We start from the raw sequence: 14,615 nt of genomic DNA, 5'->3' as shown, positions 1-14,615 counted from the left end.
CCTATTGTTACCTCCCCTTGGGCGCCAAGAGCAACATTACCCTTGGCATCTATATCGGAAGCAGCAATATGGATATCGCCACCCGATAGAACAGTGGTCTCTTTTCCAGAACTTAAATGAGAGCCATTGTGCAAGGCAACATGAGATGTTTCACTCCCATTCTGATTGTCCATACTGTTGCGTGTGGCATCAATCGAAACATTGCTCTCAGCTTGTAAGAGAAGTTTATCCTTTGTTTGAACATCAGAGCCTAAAATATTCAAATCTTTTCCAGAGGAAAGCGTTGTTGAGCCTCCAGAGTTGACTTCTGATTTATGATGCATGGTGGCATCACCGTGTTCATCATGGTAATGGGTTTCTGCTGAACCGATCGTCAAGTTACCTTCTTCTGTAGCCATGGCAAGATCACCTCCGGTAGTGATCCCCACCCCTGAGGCGGTGATATCTTGTTTAGCAATCACCGTTGCATTACCACCAGCAGAAAGCGCCTCGGTATTTAAAACGGTCTCCACGCCGTCAACCGTTGTGCGCCCTGCATCTAAACGAATATTCTTCTCCGCAACTAAAACAGCATCACCACCCGCCGCAAAATGCCCCCCTTGACTAAAGATATCCCCGCCATGCACATGCAATTGGTGATTTGCCGCAATCCGCCCTGAATTGATAATCGTTGAATTGCTCGTATTCTGGCTGGTGATATTGACATCATCGCCCATGATCAAAGCTCCAGCAGAAACAAAGGAGGCTCTGTCTTTTTCAGGGATATAAAGCACCGGTGCATAAACATCCATGCCCTTGACCTGTTGGCGCACATAAATCACCATCGGGGCTTCTAGGGATGCCAATTGTTCTTCACTCAAAGCCTCACCAAAGGGGAGATTGTGGGCTTTTGCATAGTCTGCCCCGACATCCAGCAAAGTTTTGACTTGTTCAATGGCATCACTTCCAGGAATAAAGGAGCCTTTACCCAAACCTTGACCAACAAGATCACGCATTTGTTTCTCAATCAATTCCTTTTCAAAATAAGCATCCCCTAAGAAAAAAATCTCTCTGTCAGGATTGTAGCCAATTCTGTTCAAATAATAGGCTGAGCCATAAAACTTGCCAACATCAAGGAATTCTGCCCGCGTTTCATAAATGAAATTTTGATTGGGCAGCGTGCCCCCAACCCCACCCGATTGGGGCTTTGGTAAAGGGAGCCCCTCAGAAAGTTCCCCTGCATTATTGAGATCCACTTTTGGTGTAAAGAGAGCGCCAGCCCCGGTTAAACCACTTAAGGACTCCAGTGGTTTACGTTCAACTGCTTGTGCTTTAAAATGCGCATCCCCTGTAATCGAACCTTCCGCTGCCGTGTTATTGAGTTGATCGACCACCAAATTCAACGTGCCACCCGCTTGGACAAGACCAGGAGCTGCATCAAGAGCTTCTGAACCAGTATGGCGATCCTTGCCATCGGCTATATCTAAAGAAACATCGCGGCTTCCATCAGCTTTATAGCCATAACAATAACCATCCTGCGTATTGGCATTACAACCCAGATAAGTTTTTTTATAAGCTGTTGCCCCCAGATTGGTGAGCACACCAGCGTGGATATCGGCATTTCCCCCTGCTTCTATAGAGCTATAATGGTTGTCAATGGTATCAGCGTTAATGATGAGATTGCCACTAGATTGTATTACCCCCGAAACAGTTGGTTTATGCGAAAATGCTTGTGTGACAGTCTTTTCTGTCATGTGTGACCAGTCTTCGTTTATTGACCCAAACCATCCTCCCTTCCGCCGAGAACCATTCCATACAAACTCTTCTATGTCTCCTTTTCGAGCATTATGTTTCCAAGTAAATGCCTTATAGACTGTCCCATCTTTTAAAGTTGCCGTGCCATAGGTTCCTTCTTTGTTATTCCAAAGTTGTTGCTCAAATATAAAGTGTTTTGGACCGACTGGCCCACTCTCCCTCTTAGAAAGTTTTCCTTTTCCCCAACGATCCCAGTACATATCATGATATAAAGGCCTACCATCGAGAAAATTATATTTGTCTGGTTTTTCGAATGAAATATCGCTATATTCCGTTTTTTCCGTGATGACAGGCGTGCTATCGGCTTCGTTTTTTAGAGTGTTGGTTTGGATATTTAAGTTTCCACCAGCTTGAATAAAGCCCGCTTTGTTAACAAGGGAAAGGCTTTTTCCGCTACCATCTGCATTGGTAAAAGATAAATCACCTTCTGCCATTATAGTGCCAAAATCATTGAGCAAATCCCCATCAACTTGTAAAGCACCATTGCCCTGCACATAAATTAAGCCCGTTTTGCTGTTGGTCACATTGCCCGTCACGCTAAAAGCTAAATCCTGCCCCGATGCCAATTGACCGCTATTTCCAAGCTCCCCCGTTTTGATCACGAAATCTCGTGCCGCTAAAACAGAAGTTGTCTCATCAACCATAACGCTTGGAGCAACAAAAAGAATATCTCCAGTCCCACCGCCATCTCTTACGGCTTGTAGCCGCGCATTGTGAATATCAAGAGCATTGGTGCTTTGAAAGTCTAAACCGCCATAAGTCAATTCGCTCTCTGAGACATCAATATGATCTGCAATTAAATACAGCGTTTGCGGCGTGTAAATATGAGAACGATTATTGCTTAAATCGAGAGTTGTTGCCGTCAACCTCACATCCCCCTCAGCAGACAACACATTCTCAACACTGATCTCTCCTGATACCGATGTCAATGTTGCACTGCCATAGCCTATGACCTGATCATAATAGATGTCGTTGCCTGCAAAAATTTCAATATTGCCACCACTGGCAATCTGACCAACCTTCACCCCTTCTTTTGCTGTAATCAAAAGAAAGCCCTTTTCATCTAAAACAAGATCCCCTGAACCGCCCGTAGAAACGACACCTGTCATCAGTGTCCCTGCATCAAGGCTGCCAACCTTTAAAACAGCTTCTTCACCCGTCATCAGTGAAGAAAAGTCAACCGCCCCACCCTCAATATTTGCCTTGCCATAGGCTAAAAGTTGCCCAAAATGAACGGGAGCATTTGTTGCTGATTGTGCTTGAATGGCAACATTTTGATGCGACAGAATTGTTTGAAAAACAGAAAGCCCATCATGAGAAACCAGGGTGATATCTCCTGCCCCATAAACACTTTCAGCAACAATCGCACCTTGACTGCTCTGGAGATCAACATCCCCTTGGGTGCCAAGAACAACAACACCAGCAGCACCCGTTGCCGCCATATCAACCCCACCGGCTAAAAAATGAGCTTGTATATCACCACCGGCATGCGCCTTGAGATTCCCTTGCGCTAAAACAATCCCCTCAAGCTTCAAGTCTCCGCCCGATTCAAGAGCCATATCAGCACCTGACCCTAGCCCTGAAACTTGAAGTGTCTGGCGCGAAGAAAGCTCCATATTGCCCCCAGAGGTTGCCTTACCGGCAATCGATAAAAGCCCATCCTGCGCCTCTATCTTCAAATGACCATCAGCACCAACCGTTTCTAACGTCACATCCTTATGGGCGGCAATATCAATATGCTTTTTCGAGGTGATGTGCTTTGCCAATACGCTCTGGCTTTTCGATTTGAGGACAACACCCCCATGACCAAAAACATTCTTCAACGAGATTTTCCCGTCAGCAGAAAGATGCAACTGCCCCGCATTGGCTGCCATATCATGGCGCATGCGAACCCCAACACCTTTTTCTGTTGCCACAAGTTTTATTCTGTCCGCCTGTAGAGCCCCCAAAGCAGAACCATCTATCGCATATTCCGGTTTACCAGTAATATCGGTCAGTTCTTTCATTTCCCGTGAAGCATAATCAAAGTGACCCGTCCCTGCTGTCACACCAATTTCTCTGCCCGCAACAGCTCCTTCAAAATGCACTGTGCGTGAGACAATATCGACAATATCAACAGCCCCCTTGCCAGAGAAAAAATTGGCTCCCTTAGCGCCAAAGGTGATATCCCCACCTCGCACCTCAAAGCCTTTCAAAAAACCGCTCGCATCAATTTCGGGAACACCTGTGGTTAAAGTCGCATGGGGCGTATTGATAAAGCCACAACCATCACAGCTTATCCCATTGGGATTGGCTATAATCACATCGGCGGGGCTCCCAAAAACCTCTCCTGGACCATGAAGCGCACTGCGCTTGCTGCTGGTCACTTCATTTAAAATCACTTTCGCTGAACCCGTGAAACGCAAATGCGGATTGCCCGGCATAATGCCCCCCAACTGCGATTGCCCCACTTCTTGCGCATGATTGTTCCAAATCACACCCGGATTTCCAATATTAAAATCGTTATATTTATTGTGCGATAAGCCCTTGCCATTGGGGGTAACAATATCAATCGAGGGAACCCCATTGGGCGCTGCCACTATATCTGGACGATGGGCGGCATTCGCGTTAGGATCCACAGTAATTTGCGCCTGTAACGCTGAAGGGGCTAACAAACAAGAAAAACCAAGTCCCCCAAATAAAACCTTTTTGAGCATCGTACTGGAGACTAAAACACCTAATAAAGCTGCTCTTTCTGCTCTCTTCTCATATCTCATACGTTAACTCCCCAATAAAAAATGCTTAAAGTTCCATTGTTAATGTCATAAAAAATGTTCCTGATTTTTTGTGCTTAACTGTGCTCCAAAAAATACCGGAATAACTGGCATCAAGAGAGACCATGCCTCCCGCAAGCTTGACACCGGCTGTCCAACCGGCAAGCTGGTCACTTTTAATCCCATACAAAACTTGCGAAAACACACGCCCATAATCCAAACCAACATAAGGGCGAAGTTCTCCAAAAACCTTTTTGAAGGTCGCGTGATTGCTCCACGGAACGGTGCGTAGCAGCAAATCATTCCGGCTAAAAAAACCGTTATTGCCAAAAAGCAAACTCTCACGCGTGCCACGAACATTGGAAGCGCCCCCCAACGAAATCTGTTCAGCTCCCAATAAATTATGCGGTGAATATTGACCACTCAAAAGATTGCTCAGTATAAAGTCCAAGCCCCCTACCTTAAAAGGCGTCATGACACTAAGCGTACCGGTAAATTTGGCAAATTGTGGCTCCGCATCCCCTGCTCCTGGCGCATGTTTCTTTACTGAATGAAACAAGGGAAGACCTTGCAAATAACTCACATCAAAGGTCCAAGTCCCCCCCAACATCTGGCGCGAATGCGAAATGCCAAAATTGGCGACGCTATATTGACGGCTGCCCACTTCAATCTTATTGCCAAGAAGGTAATTGTTGGTTCTTTTATAAGAAAGACCCAAATTCAAGGTTGTAAGGGAAACACTATCACGGTAAAGAACCCTGCTTGTACTGGCGTGCAACTCACTGGAATCCCCCGTCGTCTCAATATCGGTAAAATTGCCAGGGATAATGCTTTGGTAATTATAAACAGTGCCATTCAATCCAAAGGTCCAATAACCATATGGAATACTCACACTCGCTGAAATGTTATTGCTATGTCCTTCTTGCTTGCTCCCACCCCAATAATCGGGCTCACTGCGTTGATAGTTAAAATCCCACGCATCATTCATCCCTAAAATATTTTCTACCCTCAAGCCCGCACTATAACGCGCATAACCCGTGGAAGATTGTCCCATATTGTCATGAGAAACAGTAACCTTGAACGTTTTATCGGGATGATTGTTAATATTGACAATGGTGCTCCCTTCTTCACGCCCTGGAAGAAGTTCGCTTTGAGCGTGCGCTGAACTCAAACGGTTGATCTGATCAAGCCCCTGTTCAATATCGCGCATGTTCAGAACATGACCTTGAAGCCCAGGAAAAGCACTCCATACAACATTATTATAACGAGACGCCGGTGAACCATTATAGTAAATCTCTGAAAGCTTGCCCTCAATGACAACAAATTTGAGCGTCTTGCTGTTTTTGATATCTTGATCAGGAATGTAAAAACGCGCCGTTACATAGCCTTGATCCAAATAAACTTTGGTTAACTTCTTGATCAATATTTGGATATCAGAAAGCCCAATACATCTTCCAACATAAGGCTCTGTTACGGCTGATATAGAGCGCTTTTTGACATGATGCACTCCCTCAACAACAACAGCATGAATGGGAAAACATTGCTTCCCACCCAAAAGCGTTTCTGGATTTTGCTCTGAAGGCGTCTTGATCCTTTTAGGCGTTAAAGACTGTAATTTCTCAATTCTTTCTAATTGCTGCTTTTCTGAATACCCACGAGAAAAATTATCTGTTGGGGAATGAAAAATAGCTGAGGAGCGCGCATAAACATTTACACCACTAAACAAGCCAAAGAAAACAACAATGGCACGAAAAATTCTCAAAAGAGAACTTTGGCGTAAAAATACAGAAAACAATACAGATTGCCCCCGCTTTGCACTATTCATGAAGCACTCTTTAAAAGAACTTCATGGAATCTCTAACAAGTCCACTCAAAACAGCCACTGCCCTATGACGCTTTTAACAAAAGCACATGCCTCTGTGACCAAAAAAGTGACACCCAAAAACTGCTTTATTTTAACTGCTGAAGATCTCTCCCCCACATTTATATGAAAAAACCTCTAAACAAAACTGTTTAGCCCGTCAATGGTTAATACATCAATATCCCCAGTTTAATGCTACAATATATTTATCAATAATTAGAGATAAATTCACTCTCCAGCTCCTCTAAGCCACTCAACACGCATATAAACGAGACATCATCCTATCAAGCACATCCTGTCGTCAAAAACCATCATAGAAAACAATAAGAAATCTCTTTTAAAACTTTCTACTCAAATAGGCAAAACTCTCTGTACAGCGCATTAAGCAACCTTTCTCCAAAGATAATGATCTGAACAGAAGAGTTTTCTCAGTGCTGTCAGTGTTGTCAGTTCTTTTTAGAGCCTATATTATTTTTTTAAATGAGAGAAAATTAAAAACATTATATTTCAATAGGTTAGAGCTTTAACGATACAACCTATATCGACAATACAACCTTAAATACAATCCATAATATATATTTGTCAGTTTGTGTCAGTAAATTAAACTGACAAAATAGATTATTTTAGTGGCTCATAAAACCTATCAAAATACTCATTATGATATTTTAAAAGCACATAGTTCATTTGTCTTGATGAACACGTGAAACGAACAGCAAAATTCACTATTTTGCTGATTTTACCTCATGTCATAGGCTGTGGATAAGTACCTTTAAAAACCCCTTTTGAAAAAAATATCGGTTTTTTAGCATTTTTCTGCATTTTTTCTCAATTCGTTCAAAATGGATTTAATAAGCTTCGTTTTGATTTTTTTTGATGATTATTAATCATATCATAAGGCAAGGGATTTTTATTACAATATACTGCAATCTATTAAGTCTGATAATGAATACGTCACTTTACGCTCTCTCTTAGAATATTATCGTCAACGAGCAAAATCACCCCATGAATTAGGAACCATGTTTGAAAACCTTGTCATGGCTTATTTGACAAACGACCCGCTTCAAAAGCAAGAATACGAAAAGGTTCAGTCTTATTTGGAATGGGCTAAGGAGCATGATGAAGATGGACGTGATATCGGCATTGATCTGGTCGCTACAATCCGTAATGATATCTGTGATGATAATCAGTCACTAAAAGACGCTGCTTAAATAACGCGTGGGCGCGGCGGGGGCACCCTCCTTTAAAAATCTCATTTAAAAATTTAAATCTCTTTATAAAGGAATTGTGCTCATGCAAAAGAAGTTTGCACTCACAAATGAAACGCGTGTATTTGGTAAACATATTCTCTACCGTATTAAAGCATTAAAAGATTTTGCTGATATCAAAGAAGATACCTTAGGCGGCTTATTGAAAAGGAAGATAACCTCTCTCATGAGGGCAATTGCTGGGTCTATGATGAGGCTTGTGTCTATGGTCATGTAAGAGTGTATGAAAATGCAAAAATACGCCATTTTTCTCAGGTCTGTGGTCATGTCTATGGCAATGCCGAGGTCTGTAGCTCTGTTTATGGAAATGCCAAGGTCTGGGGTAAAGCCTATGGCAATGCAAAATTAAACAGTCAAAGTAAAGTAAGTGTCGTTCCCAAAAAATGTGAGGTTTATGAAAACGATAATATTATCAAGATTACAGATACAGATAAATAAATGACAGGCATGGACGGCGCCTTCTTTATGGTTATAAACGCATATAAAATGCATTGCTATAAACATATCATAAAAGAGAGAGTAAAATAAAAGAAATCCGTGCCAAATGATATGACGCGGCTTTCAAAATGAATCATCCATATGGAGTAATGAGTGCATATATACAAAACGTATCATATTGCAAGCGCTCTATTATCTTTATGAAAACTTATCAAAAGGAATGTAAATGTTGCATACGATTTTTACTCACTCATTTTAACAAGAGAGCCTATAAACGCTTGTTATGGCTATCAAACGTATCAAACAAATCAAAACGCTTGGTAGCTTTATCAAAACCCGCTTTTTACATTTACGAGCGTTGGTTTTCAAAACAATCTCTCATAAGACAATAAACAACCGATTTTATCAAACGCAAGGCTTTAAAAACTGTTATAAACATCAGTTTCAAACATTTAAACATGCATTTAGAAAAGCTTTCATAAGCGTATTTTCATTTTGCACTCAAATGTAACTTCTTTGCAAATTAATCGCTCTATATTTGGCTAGCAAAATTAAGTAAAATCCCATGCCTTATGATGTTAAAATATTTTTGAATTTTGCTTGCTTATCTTTGCCTCAATAGCAGCCCCCAATTTTGGGGTGAGTAAATCGCTAAGTTCATATTTGGCTCTGTGCTTTTAAACGGTAACTTTTAAAACGTTTTTTAGTACCATATCTAAGTAGATAGTATTCTACTGCTATGGCATTGTTCGTTTCCATTTTTTTGTGGAAACGAATACAGTTTCGTTTTTAAAAATTAGCATAGCTGTTGTGATGATACTATATTTATGCTTCTTACTTATCGTTTCTAAATTTTTAGAAAGCTTTTTTAAAAGCGATCTTTTCTTTAAATCCTTTTATGCAATCTTTAAAATTTTCGGTGTTATGATGATGCTGTTATAACAGCTCTCTATTTTACGCTTCTCAATTTTGAGAACTGTAATTTTATGTTTTTATCATGTGATTAACAATCCAATCATTAAAACAAGGTATGATCTTTAAACGTGTGTTATCGATAATTCCAAACAATTAAATTTTAAAACAATGTGATTTGTGCTGTGATAAAAACGTGTCATAAAATTTATAAACTGTTATGAATGATATCTGCTTTTCATTTGAATGACACATGCGTTATAACATTTACATGATGATTTGCTTTTTATGGTCTATTCATACATGGCAATCTTATATAAAAAATAGTCAAATGAATCATGCATAAAAGTGTAGATTTTTAAGGGGATTCATATAAAATAATTACACTCAAACTATTGACTTTATTGTATTTTTTATTATTATATCTTATATGCTTGATAAGAGATGACCTTCGATCTCACCAACATTCGCACATAGCGTATGAAATCCACTAATCTTTTTAGAATTATCCTCTGTATAGCCATCAGGAGCCGTCAGATTTTGCGAAAGATCAAAGGATAGCTCATTCGTCTGATCTTTTAGGAAGAGATATGTATAATAAAATCCTTTCCTGCTTCAAGATCTTCGTCAAAAGTCATCCTTCCATGCCCTGGAATGCGGTAAAAGAGGTACCTACCCCCACATTCTCACCACCATGATAAAAGCGAAAACATGCCCCTTCATTGATCACAAGACCTTTTCTATTTTTCGGATCGGCTTCCAGAATTCTGTCAGGTTGATGAAAACGCACATCCTCTAAAAAATTAGTGGAAAGAGAACCTACATTACCTTGAAGTTCAGAAAGACTGTCACTGTTCCTCTGAGCCTTCTCTTGAACTTCTGTCAATGCACTCTTCGCTTCTTCCGCTAACACTTTTGCCTCAGAGGCGGCTGTATTCGCAGAATTTGTCGTTGCTGTCACCGTGTCTAATGAACTCCTGACCTCTCCAAGCCCTTGCTTCGTCGTATCAGCTTTTTCTTTTGCTTGCTCCGCAACACTCTTCGCTTCTTCCGCTGTTGTCTTCGCAGTCTCAGCTACTTCCTTGGCTTCTACAACCAAAGGTTCTACCTTATCCGCCTTAACCTGCGCTACTTCACAAATGATCAGATCAAATTCTGATAAACCGTATTTCTTTTAAGCATCCGAAATCACTTGGATTGATTGGTAAGTAGCAAACACCACAGTCATTGCATTTACTAATACTTTATTTTCTTTTTTCAAAGCTTTTAAGCATCAGTTGGTAGCTGATAGAGCGAGATCTGAGACATCGAGTTCGGCAGCAGCATCTTTGTTTTACGACACTTGCCAACTTATGTATCAGAATACACCACAAAGGAATGAAACGGTACTTCTGTATAGCGTGTCCATTCTCTTATTGTTTGTGGCATCAAAGCCAGAAAAGGCACGAAAAACAAAACACGCTCTCCAGTTTCGGCTATTTGTTGTGCTATCTTAAAGCTGGTAAAAATCTTCTCCGTTCCACATACCATAATAAGTTTGCCACGGTCTGCTTCTTTTAAACCCTCATAGACTTTCTCATACTTTTGGATTTGTTGAAAAGTTATCCCTAATTGGTGCCCTAATTGCTTTTACGACATTCCCAGCATTTTTCTTTAAAAGCGAATTTTTTGCCTATAGAAATGCCGTTAAAATGTAGCTTTTTCTTTTCACTCTTAAGCTCCCCCCGCTGGGTGCGAGCACCCTCGCATTAATATTCCGAGAGCCTGAAAGTATTGAACACGAAACAGATCTTTTCTTTTAGTGCTCATAGCACCTAGATATAGAAAAATATCCCATAATTCCGAGACACCCACAGAGTGGGCTCATTTATGATCGAACTTTAGGGCTTTCAGACCCTACTAATCGCTGCGTAGACGAGCAAAATCACTCTTTAAGTAATAAAGTAATTTCAGGAGATTAGCAATCAAAATGAAAATAATCTCAAAAACTATAAGATTGAGCACTCTTCAAAAGAGGATAATGCGAAGGGCTGTCATCGTGGTTAGTCATTAACCCACATAATGCTTCTTTTCCAGAAAACGCAAAACGCGATATAAGAAAAAATGTTGTTTGCAAAGTTTTCTCTTGCCTATACAAAGAGAAAATAAAAAATTTGGAGGGCTCCCATGATAAATGACATCTACTGTGTTGGATACAATTATGTTGAACATGTTCATGAACTAGGCAATATTGTTGAAGATGAACCCGTTATCTTTAGCAAGCCAAAAAGTTCACTCGTTTTAGGTAATGAAATTTATCTTCCTAACTTTTCTAAAGAAATCCATTTTGAAACTGAAATTGTGCTCAGAATCTCAAAGGACACTTTCATGGTCACAGAGAAAGAAGCAGAAAAATGCTATGATGCCGTAGCAATAGGTCTTGATATTACCGCAAGAGACTTGCAAACAAAACTGAAAGAAAAAAAGCTTCCTTGGCTTTTATCTAAAGGATTTAAAGGAGCGGCATACGTCTCTGACTTCATAAACAAAGAAAAAATAAACAACCCAATAACCTTTACAATGAAGTTAAATGGCGAAACGAGGCAAGTTGGCAATACGAAAAATATGATCTTTAGCTTTGAGAAAATAATATCATTTTTAAGTCACTACATTCAGCTAAGGCGTGGTGATATCATATACACAGGCACTCCACAGGGCGTAGGAAAACTCTCTAAATTTGACAGAATAGAATTATATCTTGAAGCTCAATTAATCTCAGAGCTAAAAGTAGAATGAGTCATCAAATACTAACCTTTTTCATTGTTTCATTTTTTTTAGTCATCTCACCGGGACCAAACATGGCCCTTATCATCGATAATGCAACGAGATTGGGGAAAAAGAACGCATTTATGAACGTTTTAGGGTTATGTACAGCAACATATGCGCATAGAGCATTTTCCATATTAGGGGTATCAGCACTCATTCTCAACAACAAAACGCTCTTTCTTTTAGTAAAACTCATGGGAAGCTGCTATTTATTATATATGGGCTTTAAATCGATTAAATCTGGAATACACAGCTTAAATTCAAAAGAAAAAATATCAACGAATGAAAAAAGCATTGTCGGTACAACAAAGCTTTTTACCAGCTATATGGATGGTTTTTTGACACAAATACTAAATCCCAAAGTATCAATATTTTACATAGCAGCCTTTCCAAAATTCTTAGCTTCTGGCGGTAGCATTAAAAAAGGCTTTGAACTTGTAACGATACATTCCTTCAACATCTTTACATGGTTTACTTTAATGACCATTTTTATATCATTCGCAAACGCCACTTTAAAAAAGAAAAAAATAAAAGGATACATTAATATTGCGACAGGAACAGTTTTATCTCTATTTTCTTTTTTCATTTTCTTTGGATAATGTTATTTCGATAACAAATTGTAAAGTTAATAGAGCAATCTTTTCCTGATTCTGTCTCTCACTATGAATAGCTAAATCTCTAACAGAGCTTATACAATCCCCAGTTCTTTTTTTCTTTGTATAACTGAATTACGTTGCATTTCTTTATCATACTCTCAAGGACGCTTGTGTAAACAATGCGAGTCTCTCGTAACATTTTATAAAATGTTACCAATGTCTAAACAAAATCCTTATTCATCACTTTAAAAGAAAGAACTATGATATTGTTCTTTTCCTTTGTGAAACAAAAGTAATTCCTTCTCACTTATGATAGCATCATAAAAATAAAAAAATGATTTTAGAAATCATTTAAATTTTCCATTAAAAATTGTTCTTAAACTAAGATGAGAACTCTCGAGTGCTATTTGAGTAAAAATTAAAACTCTCACCATTATGAATAATAATAAATAATGTACTGATTACAAATAATAAGTTTCAAAAAATTATAAAAACTCCTGACAACTTTCTGAAATAATTTTAAAAGCTCCACGTCTTTTAATGAACAATTTATTTGTTATTAATAACAATAAAAAGTTCCCTATTCAGATATCCGTTACGTTATTTAAGAGGAAAACATTCTCTTTTTTCAAAACCATATTCCTAAAACATATTCTTGTCTTTATCCACACAAAATCATAAAAAACGTTTTTTTCCTTTACACCTCATTTATATCATGCTTCGATACAGAATAATGCATTTTTAGTGTAATTTAATCTCAAAATAATTAAAGGGAACCCCCAAAAAATGAGCTATAAACAAAATTTAAAAGATGGTCCTCAGATGAAACTACAACGTGGCCTAGATAACCGTCACGTACAACTTATAGCCCTCGGTGGAGCTATTGGAACAGGACTCTTCATGGGATCAGGAAAAACAATTAGTGTAGCAGGCCCTTCCATCGTACTCGTTTATGCTATTATTGGATGTGCCCTATACTTTGTCATGCGTGCTATGGGAGAATTATTGCTTTCTAATTCACAGTACCGGTCCCTTATTGATTTTTCAACCGATATGCTAGGACCGGGAATCGCTTTCTTTGTAGGCTGGAGCTATTGGTTGAGCTGGGTTGTAACTGGAGCTGCAGATATTATTGCCATCATCACTTATATGCACTTTTGGTGGCCAACGCTTAATCCATGGATTGCCGTTTTTTCTTGCATTGGTTTCTTTTTAATTTTTAATCTCTTTGCCGTAAAACTATTCGGTGAACTTGAATTTTGGTTTGGTCTTATCAAAGTCGTAGCAATTTTAGCATTAATTGTTGTTGGTTTTTATATGATCGCTACGAGCTTTACTTCTCCCAATGGTACTGTTGCTTCTCTCAATCACGTATGGAACGATGGAAATATCTTTCCGCGAGGAATGACAGGTTTTTTTGCTGGATTTCAAATTGCCATTTTTTCTTTTGTTGGTATAGAAATTGCAGGAACAACTGCAGCTGAAGTCAAAAATCCTAAAAAAGTTCTACCAAAAGCAATTAATGCAATACCAGTACGTATTGTACTCTTTTACATCTTCTCTCTCATCGTGATTATGTCAGTCACACCTTGGGATCAAATTGTTCCAGATAAAAGCCCCTTTGTTTCGATGTTTTGGCTTGCTGGTATTCCGATAGCTGCTGGTTTGGTAAACTTTGTCGTTCTCACCTCGGCTGCTTCTTCGGCAAATAGTGGTATTTTTTCTACTAGCCGTATGATATATGGGCTTGCAACACAAAAAGGTGCTCCTCCAATTTTAGGTAAGCTTTCCAAATATCATGTTCCAGCCAATGCTCTATTCTTTTCCTGCTTATGTATTTTAATAGGGTATACAATTGCCTCACTCTCTCCAAGCCTCATAAGTGCTTTCACAATTGTGACGAGCATCTCAGCTATTGCATTTTTATTCGTATGGTCTGTAATTTTGGTTAGCTATATTGTATATCGTCGCAATCACCCTCATTTGCATGCTGAATCCGTCTACAAAATGCCAGGAGGAATTATCGTGTGCGGGATAATTTTAGTTTTCTTTGCTTTCATGCTCTATTTGTTAACGTTAGAAGAAGACACCCTAACAGCTTTAAAATACGGTATATTCTGGTTTATTTGCTTAGGCATAACCTATTTTACATTTGTAAAGAAAAAAATAACTCAAGGTAACAAATAAAGTC

Annotated in this window: 6 protein-coding genes and 4 pseudogenes; 5 read left to right on the top strand and 5 right to left on the bottom strand. The window is 39.2% G+C overall.

Annotated features, from left to right (window positions below; genetic code table 11):
• Both ACFIN0_RS04640 and ACFIN0_RS04635 read right to left on the bottom strand, forming a co-directional pair.
• Positions 1-4,550 (bottom strand): filamentous hemagglutinin N-terminal domain-containing protein (locus ACFIN0_RS04640; RefSeq protein ID WP_375702009.1); only part of this gene is annotated, 4,550 nt, incomplete at its 3' end.
• Positions 4,551-4,575: 25 nt separating this feature from the next.
• The gene (locus ACFIN0_RS04635) at positions 4,576-6,372 is read right to left on the bottom strand and encodes a ShlB/FhaC/HecB family hemolysin secretion/activation protein (protein WP_375702008.1); all 1,797 of its coding nucleotides are present in this window, start codon (positions 6,370-6,372) and stop codon (positions 4,576-4,578) included.
• Positions 6,373-7,325: 953 nt separating this feature from the next.
• Between ACFIN0_RS04635 and ACFIN0_RS04630 the strand changes: the two are divergent.
• Both ACFIN0_RS04630 and ACFIN0_RS04625 read left to right on the top strand, forming a co-directional pair.
• A pseudogene (locus tag ACFIN0_RS04630) lies at positions 7,326-7,574 on the top strand (hypothetical protein); the annotation flags it as partial.
• Between the two features lie 124 nt (positions 7,575-7,698).
• Positions 7,699-8,111: pseudogene (locus ACFIN0_RS04625) on the top strand (hypothetical protein).
• 1,338 nt (positions 8,112-9,449) lie between these two features.
• Here ACFIN0_RS04625 and ACFIN0_RS04620 read toward each other — a convergent pair.
• From ACFIN0_RS04620 to ACFIN0_RS04610, 3 genes and pseudogenes are all read right to left on the bottom strand, one after another.
• Positions 9,450-9,611: pseudogene (locus ACFIN0_RS04620) on the bottom strand (hypothetical protein); the annotation flags it as partial.
• A 46-nt stretch (positions 9,612-9,657) separates the two neighbouring features.
• Complete coding sequence (locus ACFIN0_RS04615) at positions 9,658-10,122, bottom strand: hypothetical protein (protein ID WP_375610516.1); 465 nt, start codon at positions 10,120-10,122, stop codon at positions 9,658-9,660.
• 78 nt (positions 10,123-10,200) lie between these two features.
• Positions 10,201-10,616: pseudogene (locus ACFIN0_RS04610) on the bottom strand (DEAD/DEAH box helicase family protein); the annotation flags it as partial.
• Between the two features lie 573 nt (positions 10,617-11,189).
• Here ACFIN0_RS04610 and ACFIN0_RS04605 point away from each other — a divergent pair.
• From ACFIN0_RS04605 to ACFIN0_RS04595, 3 genes are all read left to right on the top strand, one after another.
• Positions 11,190-11,798, top strand: a complete 609-nt coding sequence (locus tag ACFIN0_RS04605; RefSeq protein WP_375702007.1) for a fumarylacetoacetate hydrolase family protein — start codon at positions 11,190-11,192, stop codon at positions 11,796-11,798.
• Positions 11,795-12,427: a LysE family translocator gene (locus ACFIN0_RS04600; RefSeq protein ID WP_375702006.1), complete on the top strand. Its 633-nt coding sequence runs from the start codon at positions 11,795-11,797 to the stop codon at positions 12,425-12,427. Before ACFIN0_RS04605 ends, ACFIN0_RS04600 begins: the two co-directional genes overlap by 4 nt.
• Before the next feature lie 783 nt (positions 12,428-13,210).
• Positions 13,211-14,611 (top strand): amino acid permease, encoded by a 1,401-nt coding sequence (locus ACFIN0_RS04595; protein WP_375607000.1) that lies wholly within the window; start codon positions 13,211-13,213, stop codon positions 14,609-14,611.
• Positions 14,612-14,615 lie beyond the last annotated feature (4 nt).

This window comes from Bartonella sp. AA89HNZF, assembly GCF_042196905.1.
Classification (GTDB): Bacteria; Pseudomonadota; Alphaproteobacteria; order Rhizobiales; family Rhizobiaceae; genus Bartonella.
Note: the sequence above shows the minus strand (reverse complement) of the source record. Positions and strands in the feature narration are given on the sequence as shown.